This is a genomic window from Paenibacillus sp. SAF-068 (genome assembly GCF_051967555.1).
In the GTDB taxonomy this organism is placed as follows: Bacteria; Bacillota; Bacilli; order Paenibacillales; family Paenibacillaceae; genus Paenibacillus.
Genome location: NZ_JBQCJX010000001.1, coordinates 1,924,557 through 1,948,982 on the forward strand (window position 1 = coordinate 1,924,557; position 24,426 = coordinate 1,948,982).

Annotated in this window: 14 protein-coding genes; 12 read left to right on the forward strand and 2 right to left on the reverse strand. The window is 44.7% G+C overall.

All coding sequences use genetic code 11. From position 1 onward, the window contains the following. Window positions 1–123 precede the first annotated feature (123 nt). From ACTHPG_RS08510 to ACTHPG_RS08525, 4 genes are all read left to right on the forward strand, one after another. Window positions 124–879, forward strand: coding sequence for an SDR family NAD(P)-dependent oxidoreductase (locus ACTHPG_RS08510; RefSeq protein WP_440388685.1), 756 nt, complete (start codon window positions 124–126; stop codon window positions 877–879). A gap of 490 nt (window positions 880–1,369) precedes the next feature. Then, the gene (locus tag ACTHPG_RS08515; RefSeq protein ID WP_440388686.1) at window positions 1,370–2,167 is read left to right on the forward strand and encodes a sulfite exporter TauE/SafE family protein; all 798 of its coding nucleotides are present in this window, start codon (window positions 1,370–1,372) and stop codon (window positions 2,165–2,167) included. A gap of 188 nt (window positions 2,168–2,355) precedes the next feature. Continuing rightward, on the forward strand, window positions 2,356–4,737 hold the full coding sequence (locus ACTHPG_RS08520; protein ID WP_440388687.1) for a polyprenyl synthetase family protein: 2,382 nt from the start codon (window positions 2,356–2,358) through the stop codon (window positions 4,735–4,737). Between the two features lie 270 nt (window positions 4,738–5,007). Then, a complete protein-coding gene (locus ACTHPG_RS08525) occupies window positions 5,008–7,635 on the forward strand; it encodes a PAS domain S-box protein (protein ID WP_440388688.1) in 2,628 nt (875 codons plus the stop codon). Between the two features lie 119 nt (window positions 7,636–7,754). On the opposite strand, the gene ACTHPG_RS08530 is transcribed toward ACTHPG_RS08525, so the two are convergent. Further along, a complete protein-coding gene (locus ACTHPG_RS08530; RefSeq protein ID WP_440388690.1) occupies window positions 7,755–9,521 on the reverse strand; it encodes an ABC transporter substrate-binding protein in 1,767 nt (588 codons plus the stop codon). 192 nt (window positions 9,522–9,713) lie between these two features. On the opposite strand from ACTHPG_RS08530, the gene ACTHPG_RS08535 reads away from it, so the two are divergent. From ACTHPG_RS08535 to ACTHPG_RS08550, 4 genes are all read left to right on the forward strand, one after another. Continuing rightward, a complete protein-coding gene (locus ACTHPG_RS08535; RefSeq protein WP_440388691.1) occupies window positions 9,714–10,949 on the forward strand; it encodes an MDR family MFS transporter in 1,236 nt (411 codons plus the stop codon). Between the two features lie 448 nt (window positions 10,950–11,397). Then, the gene (locus ACTHPG_RS08540) at window positions 11,398–12,129 is read left to right on the forward strand and encodes a Stf0 family sulfotransferase (RefSeq protein ID WP_440388692.1); all 732 of its coding nucleotides are present in this window, start codon (window positions 11,398–11,400) and stop codon (window positions 12,127–12,129) included. 135 nt (window positions 12,130–12,264) lie between these two features. Continuing rightward, complete coding sequence (locus ACTHPG_RS08545; RefSeq protein ID WP_440388693.1) at window positions 12,265–14,010, forward strand: ABC transporter ATP-binding protein; 1,746 nt, start codon at window positions 12,265–12,267, stop codon at window positions 14,008–14,010. After that, complete coding sequence (locus tag ACTHPG_RS08550; RefSeq protein ID WP_440388694.1) at window positions 14,007–15,776, forward strand: ABC transporter ATP-binding protein; 1,770 nt, start codon at window positions 14,007–14,009, stop codon at window positions 15,774–15,776. The genes ACTHPG_RS08545 and ACTHPG_RS08550 overlap by 4 nt, the downstream gene beginning before the upstream one ends. Window positions 15,777–15,907: 131 nt before the next feature. Here the strand turns inward: ACTHPG_RS08550 and cyoE are convergent, their stop codons facing one another. Beyond that, the gene (cyoE, locus tag ACTHPG_RS08555; RefSeq protein WP_440388695.1) at window positions 15,908–16,837 is read right to left on the reverse strand and encodes a heme o synthase; all 930 of its coding nucleotides are present in this window, start codon (window positions 16,835–16,837) and stop codon (window positions 15,908–15,910) included. Window positions 16,838–17,300: 463 nt separating this feature from the next. Between cyoE and ACTHPG_RS08560 the strand changes: the two genes are divergently transcribed. The 4 genes from ACTHPG_RS08560 (at window position 17,301) to ACTHPG_RS08575 (ending at window position 24,168) form a co-directional block, all read left to right on the forward strand. Next, entirely contained in the window at window positions 17,301–18,221 is a 921-nt protein-coding gene (locus ACTHPG_RS08560) for an NAD(P)/FAD-dependent oxidoreductase (protein ID WP_440390187.1), read from the forward strand. 297 nt (window positions 18,222–18,518) lie between these two features. Further along, window positions 18,519–21,770 carry a bifunctional cytochrome P450/NADPH--P450 reductase gene (locus ACTHPG_RS08565; protein ID WP_440388696.1) on the forward strand — a complete coding sequence of 1,084 codons (3,252 nt, stop codon included), beginning with the start codon at window positions 18,519–18,521 and terminating at the stop codon, window positions 21,768–21,770. A 262-nt stretch (window positions 21,771–22,032) separates the two neighbouring features. Beyond that, complete coding sequence (locus tag ACTHPG_RS08570) at window positions 22,033–22,620, forward strand: TetR/AcrR family transcriptional regulator (RefSeq protein ID WP_440388698.1); 588 nt, start codon at window positions 22,033–22,035, stop codon at window positions 22,618–22,620. A gap of 99 nt (window positions 22,621–22,719) precedes the next feature. Then, window positions 22,720–24,168, forward strand: a complete 1,449-nt coding sequence (locus ACTHPG_RS08575) for a DHA2 family efflux MFS transporter permease subunit (protein ID WP_440390189.1) — start codon at window positions 22,720–22,722, stop codon at window positions 24,166–24,168. The last annotated feature ends 258 nt before the right edge of the window (window positions 24,169–24,426 follow it).

Genomic DNA, 24,426 nt, shown 5'->3' on the forward strand with positions numbered 1-24,426 from the left:
GATCTATGGTTTGACAAGGTTGGGACAGAGGCGTATGATAAGTATATAAGTTAATAAAATATAGTTACTTACTATAAGTTTTGAACTGCGCTTAAATATATTTTGCCAAAGGAGAACTGAGTCATGACTGAACACAATGGAAAAGTAATCATTATTACAGGTGGAGCCAGTGGTATTGGTAAAGAAACAGCACTACAACTTTCGGATCAAGGTGCGACTATTGTGGTCGCTGACTATAATGAAGACGGAGCGAAGAAGCTTGCGGCAGAGATTGAAGCAGCAGGCGGAACAGCGGGCGCGTACAAAGTGGATGTATCCAAAGGGGACGAGATCAAAGCCCTCATCGACTGGACAGTTGAGCAATATGGTACATTAAGCGGTATTTTCAATAATGCGGGCATTGGACTTGTGAAGCCATTTCTGGAGATGGACCCGGAATCCTATCACAGAGTCATTGATGTAGACCAGCACAGTGTGTACTACGGCATGTATTATGGCGCGAAAAAAATGGTTGAATTAAATGTTCAAGGTACCATTGTTAATACGGCTTCGATCTATGGAAGTGTTGCTGCAGTAGGTAGCTTCAACTACAATGCAGCCAAGGCTGCTGTTGTTATGATGTCCAAATCCGGTGCACTGGAACTTGCTGAGCATGGAATTCGTGTCGTTGGTGTTGCACCTGGCTTTATCGAAACGCCGATTCTGGGTGACGACCAAGCCATGAAAGATGCGCTTGCTACTCAACATATGCGTGGAAAGCTTATTCAACCAGAAAAAGTAGCCAGTGTGGTTACATTCCTGTTCAGTGATGCAGCCAGTGCAGTGAATGGGACAACCGTAGCGGTAGATGATGGTTTCCTCAGCTTCAAAACCAAATAAGTACTCTTTCTTGAATGAAGGGGAGTCATCCTCAAAAAAACAGAAAAAACGGTGCAGAACGATTGATTCGTTTTGCACCGTTTTTTTATTTTCATACATACAGTAATCGTGGCATATGAGATGGGAAGAAGTTTGTCGAATTATCCCGAAAATATTGAGATCGTGATACAATTAACAAGGCTATAGCTTTTTTATCATTTTGTGGTGTCATACACAATACGTACTCCGAGAGAGCCATAGCTCTCTTCTTTGTAATGACATTGAGAACAGGATTTGGTCGAGCATAAAGCATCATTATGAACGTGCAATTTTTCGTTGCACTGTGGACATTTATTTTCAAAAAGAGTCTTCAACACGTTAAACATGCTTAATCACTCATTTCGGATTAATTTACTTGGTTTTTATTATAGCGGATCATATTCGCTTTGTATAGCACTTTTGATTGATATTGAAATGAGATTTATATTGCACGAAAGGGAGCGTATAACCGATGGATCTTCTGCTTTTTGTCATCATGTTTATACTGGGTCTGGTCGGTTCATTCTTCTCAGGTTTGTTGGGTATCGGTGGGGCCATTATCAATTATCCGTTACTGTTATATGTTCCATCCTGGATGGGACTGGAGCCATTCTCGGCACATGAGGTATCGTCGATTAGCATGTTTCAAGTATTTTTCGCTTCACTTGCCGGTGTGATTGCATTCCGGAGAAAAGTAAAAATGGGTAGAAGTGGTGGGGCGATTGTTCACCGCGGATTAGTGCTGTACATGGGCTCCAGCATTCTTGCTGGCAGTCTGATTGGCGGGTTCATCTCCGGTCATTTGGATGGAAAGGTTATTAATCTGATCTATGGTATTTTGGCAATTCTGGCGATTGTGCTCATGCTGATTCCGGGAAAGGGGAAACTTGATACCTCAGCTCCTCTGGTGTTTAACCGATGGATTGCAGCAGGCACTGCTTTTGCAGTAGGTATTGTATCAGGAATTGTTGGTGCGGGTGGTGCCTTTATCCTTATTCCCATCATGCTGACGATTCTCAACATCCCGGTGCGAACGACGATTGCTTCTTCACTGGCGATTGTATTCATCTCTGCCATTGGAGGCGTTATAGGGAAAATTACCGGTGGAGACATTCCTATGGAACCCATCATCTATACGGTCATCGGCAGTCTGCTGGGGGCATCCCTTGGTTCAAAGGTTAGTTCGATGATCAATGTAAGGGTGCTTCGGTATGCATTAATTGTACTTATTGCCATCACAGCGGTTAAAGTCTGGTCTTCCATTCTGTAAAATCACGTACGTAGGAATAGAACAGTGACGATTTCGTAACCAAACGGTCGAATCACCGTATTAAGGTTATGAACATGAGCTGACGCGTTGAATACACCTTCAAATGAGTTCAGTTTTCGTCCATGGAGTACCTCATCTCCTTTCATGGATACATGTTTAACATTACTAGAAGTTGAGGTATCCACCCTATGAATAACGTACTTACAGAACAGGCTGATGCAGGATATCGGCTAGCTGAGAAGAAAGCCTCTCAGTATTTTACTTCTCTTAGACAGCAACTTATGGATCATAGTTATACAACAGCACTTACCCAAGATATTCATGTGTGGCAAAAAAAACATATTCATCGTTTTTCCTGGCTTTCTCTTTTGTCACCAAGCAAACGAAAACCCGATCCCAGGGATGTTCATAGGTATATCCATTGGCTGAATACAACGGGTAAGCTGGATGATTACCTGGATCGGAGTATCTCATATATTTATATGCGAGATCTGGGGCAAGCCCTTGACTCTCCAGATACGCAGGGTCGAATTCAGCACGTTGTCCAGAATACCAAAAAATATTTTATGGGTTCTGCCGATGGGCGCAAAAGACAGCCCGATTATATCAGTCTCGCTGCGTTGTACCGGTGGGGCCGGAAGGAGCACATTGAAACGGCTGTCATCTGGGTGATGAACAAATTAAAGAACGTAGCATCCAACATCCCTAAGGAGCTGGATGCAGAGCAGGCGCAGCGCAAGCTCATCAAAATTATTCTCGGCGTGGTCCTTCATGTGGACGATGAGATGAACGAGCAGACACCGCCTGAAGAGCGGGCCCGGAGATTTGATGCGGCAATCCGACTGGGTTATTCGTACGGGTTGACGTATCCATTTGTGGATGACCTCCTGGATTCTCAAGCCTTGACTGCTCAGGAAAAGGAACAATATTCCCTAATGATACGCGAAGCACTCCTTACTGGAGTTGTTCCTGATCTGGGGGAGTGGAAAGGCAGCAATCTCGAAGTGATTAAATATGTACATTCCGAGCTTCGGGAAGCATTTGAGTACATCAAGAACTATCAGCATCCAGATAAACAGCGCACCTTTTTAGAGCAATCGTATGTGTTCTTTCAGTCGCAGGAGATGGATCGCAGCAAGAAATTAGCGAATGCGAATTATACCAATGAAGAACTGTACATTCCCATTATTATTAAATCTTCCTCCTCCCGATTAATTGTTCGATCTGTTCTCAGTGCGCCAGTGGATGAAGGGTTCGATCTGCGGACGTTCTATTACGGGATATATAATCAGTTGGCAGATGACTTTGCCGATATGTTTGACGATATGGAAGAAGGGGCAGTAACTCCATATACGTACTATTTGAAGTATCGAGACTTGCGCCCTGATCTGATTAATCCATATGAATTGTATTGGACAGTAATCTCTCACCTAATCCATGATGTATATAACTCGGACGCCAAGACTCGTGAAGTCATACTTGATCGTGCTATCAACGGTCTGAAGCGTTGTAAAGAACGGTTGGGGCAGCAGAAATATGATGAAGTGATGGCGATCTTTGCCTCGGGGCAGCCTGAATTCAATCAACTGGTGCAACAGATGGTACGAAAGGCAGATGACGTTGATTTCCTAGATAAATTGTTACGGGACCAGGTCGTACTTCAATTGAAAAATGACAAGCAGGAGAAAGAGGAGTTCAAGCAAACCATTCGTATGGTTCGTGAACAGATTAATGTGGAGTTGCAGATTGCCAAACCTGGTGGACTTCATGAGATGAAAGAAACGCTGATCGATGCAGCCAATTACAGCTTGCAGGGAGACGGAAAAAGGCTACGTCCCATATTGACTTGGGTGATGGGTGTACGCGAGTATGGTTTACCTGAATCCTCCATTGTTCCGCTGCTTAGGTCGCTGGAGTACATGCATACCGCTTCCCTGATCTTTGATGATCTGCCTACGCAGGATAATGCTTCCACAAGGCGTGGACGTTCCACGCTGCACCAGGTACACAATAGCGCGACAGCAGAGCTTACAGGTCTGTTTCTCATTCAGAAGGCGATTGGAGAGCAATCTTCACTGAATCGCTTTGATGCGGCAACCGTACTCACGCTTATTCAATATTCGGCTGAAAAAGCAGAGGACATGTGTATGGGGCAGGCGATGGATCTGAACTCCAAAGGCAAGGCATTAACGCTGGAGCAGTTGAACATGATTTGTTTTTACAAAACAGGCATTGCATTCGAAGCTGCCCTGGTCATGCCAGCCATACTTGCCCAAGTGAAGGAGCCAGAGATCGCTAAGCTCAAAAAGTTCGCTTATCATGCGGGGATCGCCTTTCAGATCAAAGATGACTTGCTCGATTTCGAGGGGAATCACCTCATTCTAGGGAAACCTGCCGGTCAGGATGAGCGTAACAACAATTCAACCTTTGTGTCCATTCTTGGTGACGAAGGCGCGAAGAAAGAGATGTGGGAGCATTATTGTCTTGCTACAGATGCATTGAACGAGATGACGAAATTGATTCCATTCTTGAGACATTTATTGGATTATCTTGTTGGTCGTGAGCGTTAAACCAATTTTCTCGCGATTCCTGCCTGCATATGACTTATAATGATAGATAACGACAAGGGTCGGGACTCCATAGTGGTGGATTCCAGACCTTGTTTGACGTTATAGACACAAATTTCTTAAAAAGTTTTGTTTCAACCATTGAATTTCTGGGTATTAAGCAGGTACTGTTGTTTTAAAACTGACTAATTCTATGCAACATTTTTTATCCGGAAAAACTGTAGATTTTGACAATGTTTACATGGACTCTATATGCCAAAAGGAGAACTTACAATGCAGGTTCAAAAGGTCGATCATCATGAATTGTTTGAGCAGATCTACAACCAGGCGCCTATTGGGATTGCACTCGTTGCTCCAGCAGGGCAATGGATGAAAGTGAATCCTGCCTTTTGCTGTATGTTAGGTTATACAAGTGATGAATTAATGGATCTCACGTATCAGGATATTACACATCCAGGTGATTCGCCACAAGATATGATCTGTAGTTACGAGTTATTTGAAGGTAAATCAAAAGAAAATCAATATGAAAAGCGTTACATTCATAAAAATGGTGACATCTTATGGTGTTCAATACATGTTTCCTTGGTTCGAAGCGAGTTTGACAATGAACCTCTTTATTTTATTTGCCATATTGTTGATATTTCCAATCGTAAATTGTCTGAACAAAAACTTCTACATAGTGAAGAAGTGTTCAAACTGATTACAGATCATGCCCAGGAGATCATTTACATTTCCAATTTAGAGGGAGTTTGTCGGTTCTGCTCACCGTCAGTTCAACAAATACTGGGTTATTCCCCGGAAGAAATAATTGGCCAAAACAATAATGCTTCATTTCATCCACAAGATCTGGAGCGGATCTCACAGATGGATTTGACGCAAGGTAATCTGTTGAATATTAGAGTCCGCCATAAAGATGGTCATTATCTTTGGTTTGAAACCACATACAAGATCATTGGTGATGCGGAGCATGAACAACAGATTCTTACGATTGGACGAGACATATCAGAGCGAAAAAAACAAAAGGATATCAGTGCTGAGGCTGAACGTATTGCCTTAATTGGTAGTTGGGAATGGGATATGGTTAAAGATCATATTACATTTTCAGATCAGATCTTTGAGATTTTTGAACTTGAACGCACCTGCAAACCATATCGTATAAGTGATGTTTTTAATGTTATGGATTCCGAAGATATCATCTCTTTTCAAAAACATATTACGGGCGTAAAACAAGGGGAAGCGCTCGATTTTGAGTACAAACATATCAGCTCTGATGGTAATGAGAAGTATCTTCACTTACGCGGGTTGATTACGCTTGATGAGCATCGTCAGCCAGTTCAGCTAAACGGAACACTACAGGATATTACTGAACGTAAACGCATCGAATTTAAATTGCAGGAATCGGTGGAGCGATACACTTCACTTAAGAAATACAATCATGACGCCATTATCTCATTTAACATGGATGGTAATATTATGAATGCGAATCCAGTAGCGGTGAACATGACGGGCTGTCCCGTGGCTGAAATGATTGGCACAAGCATAAGCCGATTTATTGGAGCCAACAATCTGGGTCTGATTCTGGGCAGTAATTATGAGATGGCCGAGAAGGAGATTAACGCTGTTTGGCACACGGATGGATCTGAGACAGAAGTTTTGGCTACGCTTGCTCCAATCATTGTTAATCAATCCAATGTCGGGTTTTACCTGATTGCCAAGGATATTACGGAGCAGAAGAAACTGCTTGTAGCCAAAGAGACAGCGGAGAGAATGAATAAGGCCAAAAGTGAATTTTTGGCGATGATGAGTCACGAAATCCGCACACCTATGAACGGTGTAATTGGGATGACGGATTTGCTTTTGGATACTCCTGGACTTAGCGGGGAACAAAAGGAATATATCGAAATCATCCAGAAGAGTGGAGATTCCTTGCTCGCCATCATTAATGATATTCTTGATTTTTCCAAAATCGAATCAGGCAAAACCGATCTGGTAGAAGATCCTTTTGATCTCGTAGAGATCGTGACCGAGACGGTGCAAATAGTAAAACCACTCGTTCGTGATAAGAAGCTGGATATTCGCATGTGCGTAGAAGATGCTATTCCAACTCCGGTGTATGGTGATGCTTATCGTCTTAAACAGGTACTTACCAATATCATCGGCAACGCGGTCAAATTCACTTCAGAAGGCGGCGTGGAAGTCAAAGTGGGAGTTAAGGAGCATAGCGCTAATCGTGTGCAACTTTATTTTCAGGTTAAGGATTCGGGCATTGGCATTCCGGCTGAGAGGAAACAACAATTATTTGAACCTTTCTACCAACTTGAGAATTTTATGACCCGCAAACCTCAAGGTACCGGTCTTGGTCTTGCCATTAGCAAGAAACTGGTGGAGCTTATGCAGGGAGAAATCTGGATCGAGGAGTCGGATGAACCGGGTACAACATTTATATTTACCGCCCAATTCAAGTTAGATAGCGGTGAAGAGAGCAACAGGTTAGATCAACAACAGAAGAAGAGCAGAACATCAGCCTTGCGAATATTAATCGCAGAAGACAATGAGGTGAATCAGCTCGTCCTTAGCAGAATCGTTGAGAAAAAAGGGCACTTCGTGGATCGTGTGGCGGATGGTGTTGAGGCTGTCGAGGCGGTCAAACACCATTCATATGATATTGTCTTCATGGATGTGCATATGCCAAGACTTAATGGATTCGAAGCGACGAAATTGATTAAAAATTCTTTGAACCCTGAGAGTTGTCCATACATTATTGCGGTAACAGCAAATGCCGTAAGAGGAGATATGGACAACTGCTTAAGGGCAGGCATGGATGCATATGTCAGCAAACCGATTAAAATCGAGTCCATTATGCAAGTATTGGAGACCTATTACGTCAAAAATAATCTCTGATTGCGCTAAAAATGGATCGGCAATAGAGCCGCTAGCTTATCGTGATAGGCTGGCGGCTTTTTGCTGTTTTATGATGTTGTCCAGCCCTGTATCCCACGGATGTTACTCTGCACCAAAGCTTAAGGGTTTTTGATCCACAATTTGGAGATATCCAGATAACCGAATTCTGCGATCTGCATGCCGAAGATGCTCTGATCCAGTTCAGCCTGTTTGTTCATGTGACAGCCATGCAAGATCCAGCAGTGATCACGCAGCAAGGCTTCGGCTTCATCCAGAAGCGCAGTACGGTCTGCCCGATGAAGGCTTGCGAAATGATCCAGCTTGTTATCCAGCAGAGACTGGAATGTAGGAGACATGCACATATGAAAATGATTGGACAGGTTTTTGAAAAAATGAATCATGCCGTACTGCCAATCTTCTTCCAGGATTTCTTCAGCGAGGATCAATTGCGCGTTCGTGGTTTCCTCTGAGTTGAAATAATCCACAACGGCCTGCATGCTGATGTTCAGACCGATGGACTCTGCGCGACACTGGAACCATTCTGCAACGTCTGCATCTTTATTATGCTTATAGGATAAAGTTATGGTCTCTCCCTGGTATCCACAGTTATGAAGCAATTCACGAGCATCTTCAAGAGAGGCAGCTGTCCAGTCTTGGGCCGCACTTCTCCAGGGAAGGAAGCTGCTGGCTGGTGTAATCCGATTCCCGCCGAGATCTCTGACAAGCGCGACCGAATCATAGACCATACGCAGCGCTTGCCGAAATAGGGGATGATGATGAATTCCTTCTTTGTGAAAATTAAACAGCATATACTGACAACCCAGCGCCGGATAATTGATGCTGTTGGTATGATCACATCCTGTTGCCAGACTTAATCGATCTGTACCCGGTAGCTCATAATAACGATCATTCGGACTCAGGTCAGGTACAAACCAGAAATGGACTTGATCCAGATGAGGCCGGATGCCGTAGTACGCTTCAAAAGCGGCAAGCTCCAGCACATCTTCATTCTGCTGTGTGATCTGAAAAGGGCCGGTGCCGATCAAGGTATTGGCTACATTGTAATCATGGGGCAGGATGGTCATCCGAATACAGCTGAACAGATGCAAGAAAAAGCGACTAGGACGATGTAGAACAAACTTGATGCAGTAATCACCAGCTACTTCAGCACGTTCAATATCCCGATACAACCAGATGGACGGACTATGCACATCAACCAACCGTTGCAACGTTGCTTGCACATCCCGGGATGTCATGACACGGCCGTTGTGGAAACGTACACCTTTCCGGAGATAGAAGGTCCATAAGCGATGATCCTCACTGCACTCCCACATGTGAGCCAACGCGGGCAGGAATGATTCCGTCTTGGCATCATAAGTGATTAATGTATTACAGACCTGGCTGAGCAGGTAGGTTTCAAATGCTGTATAGACAAAGGCTGGATCCAGATCACCTAACTGGCGTGACCTCATGATACGCAAAATATCCTGACCTGATGCAGTTTCATCATGGCTGTGAAATCCCATCTGTTGATGAAGGGAGAGCATGAGCTGTTCTCGAAGTGAGTCATGCATCTGAATGGTTCCGATGAGTTCAATGGCATCTTTCATTTTTCCTTTAGCCAAAAGTTCGCTAAAACTCGCTTCCAGCGCTCCATGCATGCTACGCAGCAACGTTAGCTCTGAGTGGTGTCCACGTCCACGACCGGGTTGCCAGTGGATGAAGCCTTGTTCCTCCAATTTCCTAAGAATGAATTTCACATTGCGAGGGGTGCAACACAAGGCAGCGGACAGGCTATCGATCGTTACCGCTACAGGTTCATGAAGCTTGAATGCAAGTTGTTCGGCCCCGGCGAGCCTTATAAAGTGTGTATGTAGAGTATCCATGTTCGTAACTCCTCTATTAAAGGTGAAAAGTGTGCTTATATGTTTACACTTTTACTTCCCCCTTTTATCCTTACAATTATACATGAGCAGAGGTAGTTCAAAAAGTACTGAAAACCGGACTTTTTGAACACTCAATAGAAGAGGTTGGTAAATCAGCCCGCATTGGAGCATTTCAGAATAGGAGAAGTTTACATGAAGCAATATTTAAGGCAAATTCATCCTTTGGCATGGACTATCATTATCGGAACCATGTTTGGACGTCTTGTGACGTCAATGAGTATCCCGTTTTTATCTATTTATCTGACTCGTGTACTAGAGGCTACACCGACCCAGACCGGTATTACTGTGGCTGTTAGCTCGCTGGCAGGTGTCATGGTCAGTTTTTATGGAGGTTACATTTCGGACCGAATCGGTCGCAAAATTGTGATGTTAATTTCAGTATTTAGCTGGGCAGGTGTGTTTTTCATCTTCTCAACAGCAGAGCATCTATGGGTGTTTTTTGTAGCCAATACGTTAAACGGTTTATGCCGCGCGGTATTTGAACCTACCTCCAGAGCACTGTTATCGGATATTACGTCTCCGCAAAACAAATTGCTGGTGTTCAACCTCAGATATGCTGCCATTAATCTTGGCGTGGTCTTTGGGCCAATTATCGGATTTCAGCTGGGATCATCTGAGTCAACGTTTCCATTTGTGATTTCCGGCTTGGTATACATAGCATATGGACTTGTATTATTTCTTCAATTCAAGCTACAGCATGCCAATCTGCCAGAGCGTCTTCAGGCAACCGCACCACGTTTGCGTGAAGCACTCATGACCACCGGTCGCGATCGGGTGTTTCTGCCGGTATTAATTGGTACTACCTTTTGTGTTCTGGGTTACGGGCACTTTAGTTCTACGTTGGCACAGTACTTGGCGAGGAGTCCGATCTTTGAAAATGGAAGCCAGATGTTCTCGTACATGCTTTCCCTGAATGCCGTAACGGTATTGATTATTCAGTATCCGCTTGTGCGAACATTCCGAAACTTTGCACCGCTTGTTCCTCTGATTGTGGGTAACCTGCTGGTCGCAACCAGTCTGATGATGGTTGGAATCGCTGAAGGTGTACTCATGATGATGATGAGTGTCATACTATTTACCATTGGGGAAGTATTGTTGTTCACGATGATGGATATGCTCATCGACCGGATTGCAAAGCCGGAATGGAAAGGGACGTATTTCGGTACCATCGGCTTCAATAATATCGGCAGTGTCATCGCTCCTGTAATGGGAGGGGTGCTGTTAAGTCAATTTGGGGCGGAGAACGGGCTCGCTGTCTTTGTACCGATTGCACTGACAACAGCACTGGGAGTACCTTTTCTTCTGATCGCACATAGACGTCTTGTAGTTAGAGAGAAGAGAATGGATCCCACATCATTGAGTATGTAGCAGAAATGGAAAAGATTAATGACATGAATTAAATAACAATTCAGTTAAAATTATCTTGACGGATGTTAATCCAGCGAATACAATAAACAACAAATATGTGAAACGGGTGGGATGATGAATATGTTTATGCCGAACCAGATTTTGAATCAATAACTGAATACGCATAAGCATAGTGACATTAATCCAATTTTTTGCAATGATCGCGTTGGGACAGTCATGTTTGTGCACCCTGTCGTGGACGCTCATCATTATTGCGATGCAGAGGAGATAAGGGAAATGCTTTGCATTTCATCCGGTCTCTTTTGGTTACAAGCTGTAGATGAACTTTAGTTCATCTATGGCTTTTTTGCATGCATTCCACCAATTTGTTCGCATGGAAAGGAGCGTTTACTTTGCTTTTTGCAATGAAAATATCCTTAAGTCAAGAAAGAGAAAGAGAGGTTATCCTATGAAACAACCTGCGCAAAGTTATACCATCTGGTTCTCCCAACGTACGGGAAGTACGCTGTTGGGCGAAGCTTTAAGTTCTACAGGTGTAGCTGGTTATCCGAGAGAATGGCTGCATTATCAGTTTAAAAGTCCAGATAATCTGAAGATTGAAGATCTGGAGCAGATTTGGAGCCACGGGACAACGTCGAACGGTGTATTTGGCATAAAGATTAATTTTGAACAACAATGGGTTGACGCGTTCCGTAATCTCTATCATCTGCCGACAGAGTTATCGCGAGCTGAGGTATGGAGTAAGGGTTTTCCGAATTGTAACAAGCATATATACATGACACGTCGCAACAAAGTCAGATTGGCGGTGTCGTGGTGGAGAGCCATTGTTTCGGGGGAGTGGCATCGCAAGCATAGAGATCGCCCTCACCTACAAGATATTGCAGATCAATATAACTTTGATGCGATTAAACATCTGCTTGTCGAGAGTAACATGTGCGAAGCTGCAATCGAAGATTTCCTGTCCGAATCAGGCATTGAACCGTTGACAATTGTTTATGAGGATTTTATACAAGATTACGAGGGGACCGTCATGGATGTGTTAGCATTTTTGGGCGTTCAATCCGACGGCGTTACGGTATCAGCCCCTTCCTTTGACCCGATTGCAGATGAGATCTCAGAACAATGGGTACAACGTTTTCGGGAAGAATGCCAGAGAGAATGGGAGAATGTAAGATGGTAAACACACTTGGAAAGATTAATCCACGGGTCGGAAATGTTGCATTTATTGTTATTATGTATGATTCATCATAGGAACTAAGTTGATTTGAAATCACTAAAAACGGAAAAGAATTGTTAAGCGAAGGGGTGAGGGGTTATGCCCAAAACAGAGAAACGCTCCATGTCATGGCTGCTGCGTTACCTAAAACCAGTCAAAGGACGGCTGGCCTTACTATTGATCATGTTGCTCACATCAACAGGGCTTCAGCTTTTGAATCCACAGATTATCAAACGATTTATTGATACAGCAGCGAGTGGGGGGATCCTCACCAATCTTGTTCAGCTTGCAGGGCTGTTCCTGGTGATCGCAGTGTTTAATCAACTCATCACAGTCGCGGTCAGTTATTTGGGGAATGATGTAGCCTGGCGGGCCACGAATCAACTGCGCGGGGATCTGCTGAAGCACTGTCTGCGTCTCGATATGCATTTTCATAATGTGAAAACACCTGGTGAGATGATTGAACGCGTGGATGGTGATGTAACGAGTATTTCCAATTTTTTTGCGATGTTCATTGTGCAGGTGATCGGGAGTTTTGTTCTGCTGGCCGGAATTCTCGGGTTCATGTTCAGTGTAAATGTGCCTATTGCTTTGGTCATGACCGTGTTCACACTGTTATCCATCCTGTTCATGGTCTTCATTCGAAATCTGGGCGTAGACTCTTCCAAAAATGAGCGGGCGGCAAGTGCCTCTCTGTTTGGATTAATTGAAGAACGTATTGCCGGGATTGAAGATGTACAAGCGAATGGTCATGTGCCCTATGTGATGAACCGCTTTTATCGTACAATGCGCACGGTATTCCTTAAGGGGAGAAAAGCCTGGCTGCTTCGGGTTATTCCCTGGAATACCACTGTAGTTCTGTTCGCTCTGGCAGTCACTGCAGTGCTCTTGCTGGGTGTTCATTACTATATGGAAGGTCTAATTAGTATCGGAACATTATTTCTGATCTACCAATACACGCAGATGCTGAATGATCCCATTGAGATGCTTGGCGATCAGGTACAGGAGTTTCAAAAGGCAAAATCCGGCATGCTCCGTTCCAGAGAGCTGTTGTCCATGCAAAGCGTGATTGAAGATGGCAAAGAGGAGCACTTGCCAGAAGGACCGCTTGGTCTGGAATTCAGTCAGGTTCACTTCAGTTATAACCAGGATAAACCCGTATTGCAGGATATTAATTTTGCCATTAATCCTGGAGAACGTCTGGGAATCATCGGTCGCACAGGTAGCGGAAAGTCGAGTCTTAGTCGTGTTCTTCTCCGATTGTACAATCTGGATCGGGGAACGATCCGTGTAGGTGGAACGGATATCACGAAGCTTTCATTACAAGCGCTCTATCGCCGGGTGGGTATGGTAACCCAGGATGTACAGCTGTTTGATGGCACACTGCGTGACAATCTGACCCTGTTCAATGGGGATGTATCGGATCATATGATCAAGGAAACGACGGATCGGCTTGGACTTAGCCAATGGATTAATTCACAACCAGAAGGACTTGATACGTATCTGGCAGCAGGTGGAGCTTCGTTGTCGGCGGGGGAAGCACAGTTATTTGCCCTAACCCGCGTATTCCTGACCGAACCAAGTCTGGTCATTCTGGATGAGCCTTCGTCACGTCTGGATGCTGCGACTGAAGGCATACTGCAATCTGCGATTGACCAGTTAATGAAACAATCCACAGGAGTTATCATTGCTCACCGACTGGCTACACTGGAAAAAGTTTACCGGATTATGGTGCTGGGGGATGGCAAGGTACTGGAATTTGGAGCGAGAGAAGAACTTGCCAGTAACCCGGCATCTCATTATGCCAGACTGCTCATTACAGGCCGAGAGGAGGAATTGGCATGACTGTAGCAGGATTTATAGGCCGTTTGTTTCGATTTAGGCCATTCTTGTTTGTAATCAACGGATTGTTATGGTGTATATTTCATTCCTTGCCGTTAGCCATTGGTATTGGGATGCAGTGGTTTTTTGATCGCACAACAGTGGGGTCAAATGACTATATGTGGCTTGCTGTTCCGCTTATCTTTATTGCTTTGGTCCGAATGGCTCGGGTGGGCACATTTTTTGTAGCTTTCTATGCATGGGTTACGTATCTGTATCATGTGCAGGCGATTCTGCGAACCAACATGCTCGCAGCGATCATGCGCTGGCCGGGCCGTAATCTGCCCGCTTCACCAGGGGAAGCGATGAGTCGCTTTCGGGATGATGTGGATGAAGTCGTCGAGTATGTAGAATCATGGGTGGACTTCTGGGGGCGGCTTGTGTTTGCTGTCGTGTCCATTGTCATTATGGCAAACATTAATTGGCAGATTACATTCGTTGCCGTACTGCCATTGGTCGTCGTGACCTTGCTCAACAACCTGTCCGGAAATCGGGCTCGGAAGTATGCACAGGTTAATCGCGAAGCGACCGGGCGAATTACCAGTTTTATTGCGGAAACGTTTGGAGCTGTGCAAGCCCTGAAACTGGGTCAGGCCGAAGAGAATGTCTCTTCACGTTTTAACCAGTTGAATGAAGATCGTCGCCAGGCTGCACTCCGAGACAATCTGTTCAAGCAGTGGATGAGATCAATGAATCAGCATGTGCTCAGTATCTGTACCGGACTGATTTTACTGATGTGTGCAGCTGAGATGAAAGCCGGGAAGTTTACCGTAGGTGATTTTGCCCTCTTCACCAGTTATCTGGCTAATATCGGATTTAGCATTTCACTGTTTGGTTATATGGTGTTTCAGCACAAAAGGCTTAAGGTATCCTATGATCGTATGCGCAAGCTATTTCGCCCAGGAGAAGAAGATCAAATCATGGATTCGAGAGAAATCTACCTGTATGAAGATCCGCCAGAGCTTGTAAGTGAACAGAGAGACCCCAAGGAGAAACTGCAATCGCTTGAGGTTAAGAATCTGACTTATCAATATCCGAATTCTGCAAATGGCATAGAAGAGATCAGTTTCCGTCTGAATCGCGGACAATTTCTTGTCATTACGGGACGGATCGGATCAGGCAAATCAACGCTCGTACGAACACTACTGGGACTGTTACCCAAGCAAAAAGGGGACATTCGCTGGAATGGAGCAGCTGTTGATCCAGCTACGTTCCTGATGCCGCCTAGAGCAGCATATACCCCGCAAGTACCCCGATTGTTCAGTGATACGTTGAAAGAAAATATCGTCCAGGGCAAGCAGGGTAATATCGAGCAAGCCCTTGAAAAAGCCATTCGTCTGGCTGTGATGGAGAAAGATATCAAACATCTGGATCAGGGGCTTGAGACCCCGGTTGGTCCAAGAGGGGTGATGCTGTCAGGCGGGCAGATTCAACGGGCGGCCACAGGGCGCATGCTGATGACTGAGGCAGACCTGTTTATCTTTGATGATCTGTCCAGCGCACTGGATGTGGAGACAGAACAACAAGTGTGGGAAGGGCTCTTCCAAGAGCCGGATGTCACCTGCATCGCGGTTTCTCACCGCAGGGCTGCACTTTCCAAAGCAGATCATATTATCGTGATGAAAGATGGACGCATTGAAGCCGAGGGCAGCTTGACCGAATTGCTTGCCACCAATGAAGAGATGCAGTTGCTGTGGCAAGGAGAACAGACCCCCGCCAAAGTCGGGTAGCGTTGGAGGTTTAGAAAAGGTATACAATAAAAAAAACATGTAAAACGAAAAAAAGCCTTACAGACCACTCCTTGAAAGAGTACAGTCTGTAAGGCTTTTTTCGTTATAACGAGTGGAACGATGGAATATGTTTATCTCATCATTTGAGCAATCAAGGAATACGCAATGATCACCAAGAAGATAATAGTGATATGGTTGATGGAGAAGATAAACATCCGTTTGGACCATTTCTCTGTTTCTTTTTTATCAAAGGTAGCCACACTAAGAATGAGCCAAGCCAAGGTAACCAAAAATGCTACAATAGCAATAAATGGGCTCATCGGCCAGAATAAAAAGCTGGAGATCAATAACAGTACCAGATACACATTCGTCTGAATATATGTCCGTCTAAGACCTTTAACGACAGGCAACATAGGAACGCCAGCAGCCTTGTACTCTTCAAAACGACGAATCGCAATTCCGTAGAAGTGAGGCATTTGCCATAAGAGCATCGTAACGACCAATGCCCAGATCTCAAAATGACCCAGTTCCGGTGAAATGGCTGCCCAACCGATGAGCGGAGGCACAGCACCCGAAAGACTTCCCACTTCGGTGTTGTAGATCGTGGTACGTTTGGTCCACATCGTGTAAGGGAACACGTATAGCAACAGACCCAAAATACCAAATACAGCAGCGGACGGGGAAGCGATGTACAGCATGATGCCCCCGATGATGGTGATTGCAATCCCGAGAATCAGACCCGACTTGGTATCTACGCGTCCCGTAACTGTAGGACGTTTCTTCGTACGTTCCATGATCGCATCGATATCACGATCATACAGATTGTTGAACACCCCTGCAGCTCCGATAATGAGAGAAGACCCAATAAAGGAAAGGATGATTGGTACAATATTAGCTAAGATTGAAGCATCAAATACATATAAAGCCAAACTTAAACCCGCAAACATGGCGATCAGGTTGGACTTGATGATTCCGATTTTGATTGTATCGAAGAAAACTTTCGGAATCGAGCTATACTCCAGGCTGATATTGGTCTGTGAACCATTATTCAATGTTTTCAAGAACTCACTTCCTATATCTATACTTGTATATTATGTCGCTATTATACCATTCAATACACTATGTGATTTAATTAACGTTTTAGTATTTAAAATAATGTCATTTGATTGTGAACAATTTAAAAACAAGGTTCTTTTTAATTGTTAAATCATTATTTCTGTGCTACAGGAGAAAATCAGAAAATCCGTGGATAAGAGTAATTTAAGGTTTGTTCTATCGTTGTAGTGTAAGTGTAAATCATCTTTTGTTCAACTCACATAGGCTGGATTGAAAAAGGTAGTTAAAGATATATGTTGCAAATTGCTTAGCTTTTGTATATTGTAGATATAAGATATCTTTAATAGTTTTGTTTAAGTGGGTTCTTGTAAATCTCCGAATGACTTTCCTTAAGAGAGAATGGGAAGTATTTTTTAAAGCAGAATTAGAGATATTAAATATCTTGAAAGGGTGAATAATATGAGTAATATGAATCAACTCCTGGATGTACTTATTGTTGGTGGAGGACCAGCGGGGCTTAATGCAGCACTTGTACTCGGCAGGGCCCGTAAGAACGTTGTCGTCATCGATGATGAGACACCGCGTAACTGGGTCACAAGGGAGACCCATGGGTTTTTGACAAGAGACGGGGCTAGTCCACGTGAATTCCGCAAAGCCGCCAAAGAGCAGATGGCAGCATACCCTTCCATTCAATTCGCATCCGATACGGCAACAACGATAACAGGTCAGGATGGCGATTTTAAAGTAACGACTTCTCTGGGCACAAGCTATCGCACGAAAAAGATTTTGTTTGCAGTGGGTAAGAAAGATCTGCCTCTGGAGATTAACGGATTAACAGAAGTTTACGGCAAAAGTGCGTTTGTGTGTCCATATTGTGATGGTTGGGAGTTAAGAGACCAGTCGCTGGTCATCATCGTTAGCGGAGATAAGGCATTACATATGGCAAAAGTCATATCCGGATGGACAGAACGTTATACGATCTGTACAAATGGATCAGATTCCTTAACAGATGAGCATCGTGAAGAGCTGGAAAAGCATAAGGTTACTGTTTTCGATGCACCGGTTCAATCCATTGATTCGGAAGAAGGAATGGTAAAGCAAGTTGTATTGAGTGACGGTACAGCGATTCCATGCACAGGCGTCTTCTTCCAACCGAAACTGTTTACCGGATCAGAACTGCCAAAGGCCATCGGTTGTGAAATTACAGAGTCCGGAACGGTTATCGTTGATGCGTCTGGCAAAACATCCGTAGCCGGTGTATACAGTGCTGGTGATGCAGCATCCGAGTTGTATCAGGCAATTACGGCTGCTTCTCTGGGGGCATTATCTGCGGTAAGTATTAATACTGAATTGAATTTTGAGAAGTGGGATGAGCCAAGTCATCATTAGATTAAACAGAAGCACCATAGAACCATAGCGTCATCGCTTCATACAGTAGGGGATTGCACATGCAATCCTCTATTTGCAGTGTTTCAACCCAAACGTTGAACGATGCAAATGAAAGTAGTATAGCCGGAATAAAATTTGATATTAAGTTTATTTTGGTTTATTGTATTATCAAATGATACATTTAACTATCAATTATATTATCGTCGAAGGAGAGATCACTTATGAATGAAAGCATTACAGCCATCTATTGGCTAAAGAACAATTTGCTCCAAGGCGTACAGATAAGAGGTGATCATCATGAGTGATGCAACTTACATTCCACAACCCAAAATGTATGGGCCACTTGGCAATCTGCCTTTGATCGATAAAAATAAACCAACGTTATCGCTAGGTGTCCTGGCTGAACAGCACGGACCGATTTATCGACTTACGGTACCCGGTTATTCCGGTTTAATTGTATCTGGGCCAAATCTTGTCGCTGAATTATGCGATGTTTCACGTTTTGACAAGTTTGTATACAATGAACTCGAAAATGTACGTGCCTTTGGAGGCGATGGTCTTTTCACGAGCAGAACATCAGAGCCCAACTGGAAAAAGGCCCATAACATTCTGCTTCCGACCTTTAGCAAGCAGGCCATGAAAGGCTATCATCCGATGATGGTGGATATTGCCGATCAGTTGATCAATAAGTGGGCGCGCCTCAATTCTAATGATACGATTGATGTTGCGGACGATATGACACGCCTTACGTTGGATACCATCGGGCTATGTGGATTCAATTATCGGTTTAACAGCTTTTACAGACAGGACCACAGTCCCTTTATCGAAAGCATGGTTCGGGCATTAAATGAAGCTATGCAGAAGAGTTCGCGTTTGAAAATTCAGAATCTGCTAATGGTCCAAACCAAACGACAGTTCCAGAAGGATATTCAGACAATGTTCTCTCTGGTAGATCGGATCATAGAAGAACGTAAAGCGAGTTCAGCACCAGAAGAGGTCGACTTGCTCACACGTATGCTGAATGGCAAAGATCCGGAGACTGGAGAAATGCTGGATGATGAGAACATCCGTTATCAGATTATTACGTTTCTTATTGCCGGACACGAAACGACGAGTGGTTTGTTATCTTTTGCGCTATATTTTTTACTGAAAAATCCTGAATCGCTTCAAAAAGCTTATGACGAGGTGGATCAAATATTGGTCAATGACTCACCACAGTACGAGGAAGTTCTTCAGCTTTCCTATATTCGCATGATTCTTAGTGAATCGCTACGTCTCTGGCCAACCGCTCCTGGATTTGATGTATATGCGAAAGAAGATACGGTCATAGGAGGCAAATATCCTTTGAAGAAAGGGGAAAGTTGCAGTATTCTTCTGCCGCAGCTTCACCGTGACAGAGAGGCTTGGGGAGAGGATGCGGAGCTGTTCCGACCAGAGAGATTTGAAGATACGACGAAAGTGCCTCATCATGCATATAAACCTTTTGGTAATGGAGAGAGAGCGTGTATCGGCATGCAGTTTGCTTTATATGAAGCAACACTTGTGCTTGGCATGGTCCTCAAACAATTTGAGCTGATCGATTATGGCAATTATGAATTGGATGTTAAACAGACGCTGACGTTGAAGCCGGGAGACTTCCGGATCCAGGTGAAAGCGCGCGCGGCTTCGCAAACGATGAATAAGGCTACTGTGTATGCAAAAGAGAAACCTGCTGTTGTTCATAAGAATGTAGCAAGTGACAGTCAGATGAGAGAAGATGTGGTCGTTGAAGCAGGTGGTGACCCATCACTCCTGGTGTTGTATGGTTCCAATCTGGGAACAGCAGAAGGCATTGCGAGAGAGCTTGTGGAGAAAGGCCGTTCGTATGGCATCCCAAGTGAAGCAGCCACTCTGAATGAGTGGGTGGGGCACTTACCCCGTCAGGGGGTGGTTCTCATTGTCACTGCTTCGTATAATGGTAAACCGCCGCAAAATGCTGCGGCATTTGTAGACTGGCTGAGGGAAGCGGAATCAGAGGAAGCACGGGATGTGAACTATGCCGTTCTGGGCTGTGGCGATCGGAGCTGGTCCGGGACGTACCAGAGTATTCCGCGATTGATGGATGAGAAGCTTGAAGAATTGGGAGGTAAAAGAGTGATATCCCGCGGAGAAGCCGATGCCGGAGGTCATATGGAGAAGCAAGTCGAAGTGTGGCAGCACATGTTGTGGCCCCAAGTATTGAATGCCCTGGGGATCAACGGGGAAGTAGTGAAGCCAATCCTGCCAAGCACAAGCGGACTTCAAATGGAAATTGTCCATGAGAAAGCAGAGATGCCACTCGCACAAACATATAATGCTAGCCATGCCACGGTAATCGTTAATAAAGAACTTCAGGCGCTGGAAAGTGGGAGAAGCACACGTCACATCGAGGTGATACTGCCTGAAGGCATGAGTTATAGAGAAGGCGACCATCTCGGTGTGTTGCCTAACAATCAGAGCCGGAACGTGGATCGGATACTCAGTCGATTCGGACTAAGTGGAGATGTTCATATCCAATTAACTTCGGACACGACACATCTTTTGCATCTTCCACTGAACCGTCCTGTCAAGGTGCAGGATCTGCTCCGTCATTGTGTTGAAGTACAGACACCTGTGACCAGATCACAGTTGCAGGAGTTAGCTCATCATACAGTATGCCCCCCTCATAAGCGTGAACTGGAAGGCTTGTTGGATGAAAACAGCTACAGGGATGATATTCTCGCGAATCGAATCACCATGTTGGACCTGCTGGAAAAATATGAGGCGTGTGAACTGCCATTCGAAAGGTTCCTTGAACTGTTGCCGCCGCTCAAGCCCAGATATTATTCAATATCCAGCTCGCCAAGACTGAATCCCGAGCAAGCGAGCATAACTGTATCAGTAGTAAGAGAGCCTGCATGGAGTGGCCGGGGTGAATACCTTGGAGTGGCTTCATCTTATCTCGCTGGTTGTCCAGCGGGCGAACGTATTCTGATGTTTGTCGGTACACCCGAATCCGAGTTTCATCTATCGGAAGCCGCTGACGTTCCAGTGATCATGGTGGGACCGGGGACGGGGGTTGCACCGTTCAGAGGATTCCTTCAGGCCAGGGCTGTCATGAAACAGAGAGGTTTGCCACTAAGTGAGGCACATTTGTTCTTTGGGTGCCGGAATGATTCAGATTTCATCTATCGTCAAGAACTTGAACAATACGAACGAGAGGGGATCGTAAAGCTACACACTGCTTTTTCTCGTGAGGATGGCAAGCCCAAAACCTATGTACAGCATCTAATGAAGGAGGATTCCGAGCAATTGCTTCACATGCTGATGAACAAAGGAAAACTCTACGTATGCGGGGACGGAAGCCAGATGGCTTCTGCGGTGGAAGAGACTTTGCAGCACGCGTATCAGGAGCTGCAGGGAGCAACGAGACAGCAAGCGAAAGACTGGCTCATCCAGCTTCAGGCTGAAGGACGATATGTGCAGGACGTGTGGGCAGGTAATAAACGAACGGTTGGATCTCCACAAATAATGCATCAGGAGATTCATTAAGACGGGGAAGACTACGATGTCCACGATATCCTGGACTACAAAATCTCCTTCCAATCAAACAGTCGCTAATCTGGAGTCATGTATCCGGATTAAGCGACTGTTTTAATAGTCCAAATACTGCAATTGTTTGGTTTGTTTTTCTCACTTTCGAACTGGTAGCGTTTACATTAAAATTTGAAATAAAAATGATTGACAGCACCGATCTGAGCGAGTTTAATTATATAGACCGATTGTTATAATTATTTGAAGGAAGTGGCTTTCGTTGAGTGAAAAGTCTAATGCTAGGGAGTCCATTGTCAGCACAGCAGCGAGACTGTTTTTTTCACAAGGATATCATGCGACTGGTCTGAATCAGATCATCAAAGAGAGTAGTACGCCGAAAGGATCGTTATATCACTATTTCCCGCACGGCAAGGAAGAGCTCGCGCACGAGTGTATTCAAAAGGCCAATGAACATATTCTGCAGACATTTGAGAGAACATTTGCAGCCCATGACAATACGGGGGACGCCATTCAGCAATTTATTCATGATTTGGCTCATGAGACAGAAGCAGCCGGGTTTACCGGATTTCTGCCATTCAGCTTCTGGGCAGCTGTGGAGACATCATGTATTAGTCAGCAGTTGCGTATTGCATGTCAGGGTGTATTTGCAGATTGGCAGAATGTCATTAAGAAACATCTGATTCTGGATGGCGTTGGCGAAGAGAAGGCGCGGGAGACGGCACTTCTGATCATTTCTTTGATGGAGGGAGCACTGATTATCAGCCTGACGAATCAGGATAAACAGCCTCTGCTGACGGCTGCTGAGTATTTGTCGGTTGTGACGAAGAACGCCAAACAGCTTCAATAAGTTATACCAAGAGACAGAGAAAGAAAGTTTGATACGTTTGAGGAGGATGGGATCGTGGAGGTTTCCATGAAGGCTGATTCTGCACAGAATCAACAAGAAATGAAGCAATACAAGGTATTTCCGATTTTGTTCGCAATGCTGCTGAGCGGCTTTATTGGCCTGTTTGGGGAAACGGCATTAAACGTGGCTTTGACACCACTTATGGGTCTGCTTGAAGTAGGACCTACAACGATTCAATGGTTAACCACAGGCTACTTGCTTGTGTTGGGAATCCTGGTGCCGGTATCCGGTATGCTGTTGCAATGGTTTACAACCAGACAGCTGTTCACAACGTCCCTGATTTTCTCGATTGCAGGCACATTTGTTGCTGCGCTTGCACCTAGCTTCGAAATTCTGTTGGTGGCCCGGGTACTTCAGGCTGTAGGTACAGCGCTGTTGCTGCCACTGATGTTTAATACCATATTGGTTATTTTCCCGATTGAGAAACGTGGTGCTGCCATGGGATTAATCGGTTTGGTTATTATGTTTGCGCCAGCAAGTGGTCCGAGTATCTCCGGTCTGATCCTGGCTAATCTGAGCTGGCATTGGATTTTCTGGATTTCCTTGCCGTTCTTCCTGATCTCACTGGTATGTGGCTTGCTCTTCTTGCCAAATATTTCGAAATTGACCAAGCCCAAAATTGACGTATTATCCATTATCCTTTCTACCTTGGGTTTTGGTGGTATCGTGTACGGCTTCAGTAGCGCAGGGGGACACGGAGAAACTGGCGGAGGCTGGACGAGTCCGGTCGTTGTTGCCACTCTCGTTATTGGTGTGTTGTCCTTGCTGTTATTCAGTATCCGTCAGCTAAGAATGAAGCAGCCAATGATGGATCTGCGTGCATTCCGATATCCGATGTTTACGATTGGTTTGATCCTGATCTTCATCTCGATGATGATGATGTTGTCTTCGATGTTGATTCTGCCGATGTACCTGCAACAAGGTATGGCAGTTACAGCATTGACTGCCGGACTAGTCTTGTTGCCAGGTAGCTTGCTGAATGGATTCTTGTCTCCAATCATGGGACGTCTGTTCGACAAGTTTGGTCCAAAATGGCTTGTTATTATCGGGATGGCTATCGTATCCGTTGTTTTGTTCCTGTATACAGGCATTGAAGCAACAACTTCCCTTGGCACGATCATTACGTTGCACGTGTTCATGATGGTCGGTATTTCGATGATCATGATGCCTGCACAAACGAACGGTTTGAACCAGTTGCCTCCTGAGTTTTACCCTCACGGCACTGCGATCATGAATACACTGCAACAAGTCTCCGGAGCTATTGGTACGGCTGTGGCAGTAAGTATTCTGAGCGCAGGACAGACTCGCTTCCTGAGCAATGTGACGGATCCGGAGAGCCCTGAGAATCAGTTGGCTGGTTTCACGTCAGGTGTACAAAATGCGTTTGTCTTTGCATTGGTTCTTGCCGTAATCGGACTGATCATTTCACTCTTTGTGAAACGGGTCAAAGTTGGAGCTCAAGCTGGACAACAAGGTCCAATGCATTAATTCATTAACTAACATAAACAAGTCAGTATGGTATCAGAGCGATGTGTTCCTTAACCTTAAGGAAGCATCGCTTTTTTTGCGTATGTATTCTATCTTTTTTAGGGTTGACGTGAAACGGGTTACAGCTATTAAAGTAATAAAATAACCGGAATACGGCGGTTCGAAGAATAAATTTCAGAGCAAATACTTCATGTTCCGGCAAAATTGTATATGTTCATACTAATATAAAAGGGTAATATAGAATGTAATAGTGCAATT

Bases quoted from the DNA above. Each gene is read 5' to 3' on its own strand.
- ACTHPG_RS08510 (WP_440388685.1), top strand. From the start codon at position 124: ATGACTGAACACAATGGAAAAGTAATCATTATTACAGGTGGAGCCAGT.
- ACTHPG_RS08515 (WP_440388686.1), top strand. From the start codon at position 1,370: ATGGATCTTCTGCTTTTTGTCATCATGTTTATACTGGGTCTGGTCGGT.
- ACTHPG_RS08520 (WP_440388687.1), top strand. From the start codon at position 2,356: ATGAATAACGTACTTACAGAACAGGCTGATGCAGGATATCGGCTAGCT.
- ACTHPG_RS08525 (WP_440388688.1), top strand. From the start codon at position 5,008: ATGCAGGTTCAAAAGGTCGATCATCATGAATTGTTTGAGCAGATCTAC.
- ACTHPG_RS08530 (WP_440388690.1), bottom strand. From the start codon at position 9,521: ATGGATACTCTACATACACACTTTATAAGGCTCGCCGGGGCCGAACAA.
- ACTHPG_RS08535 (WP_440388691.1), top strand. From the start codon at position 9,714: ATGAAGCAATATTTAAGGCAAATTCATCCTTTGGCATGGACTATCATT.
- ACTHPG_RS08540 (WP_440388692.1), top strand. From the start codon at position 11,398: ATGAAACAACCTGCGCAAAGTTATACCATCTGGTTCTCCCAACGTACG.
- ACTHPG_RS08545 (WP_440388693.1), top strand. From the start codon at position 12,265: ATGCCCAAAACAGAGAAACGCTCCATGTCATGGCTGCTGCGTTACCTA.
- ACTHPG_RS08550 (WP_440388694.1), top strand. From the start codon at position 14,007: ATGACTGTAGCAGGATTTATAGGCCGTTTGTTTCGATTTAGGCCATTC.
- ACTHPG_RS08560 (WP_440390187.1), top strand. From the start codon at position 17,301: ATGAATCAACTCCTGGATGTACTTATTGTTGGTGGAGGACCAGCGGGG.
- ACTHPG_RS08565 (WP_440388696.1), top strand. From the start codon at position 18,519: ATGAGTGATGCAACTTACATTCCACAACCCAAAATGTATGGGCCACTT.
- ACTHPG_RS08575 (WP_440390189.1), top strand. From the start codon at position 22,720: ATGAAGCAATACAAGGTATTTCCGATTTTGTTCGCAATGCTGCTGAGC.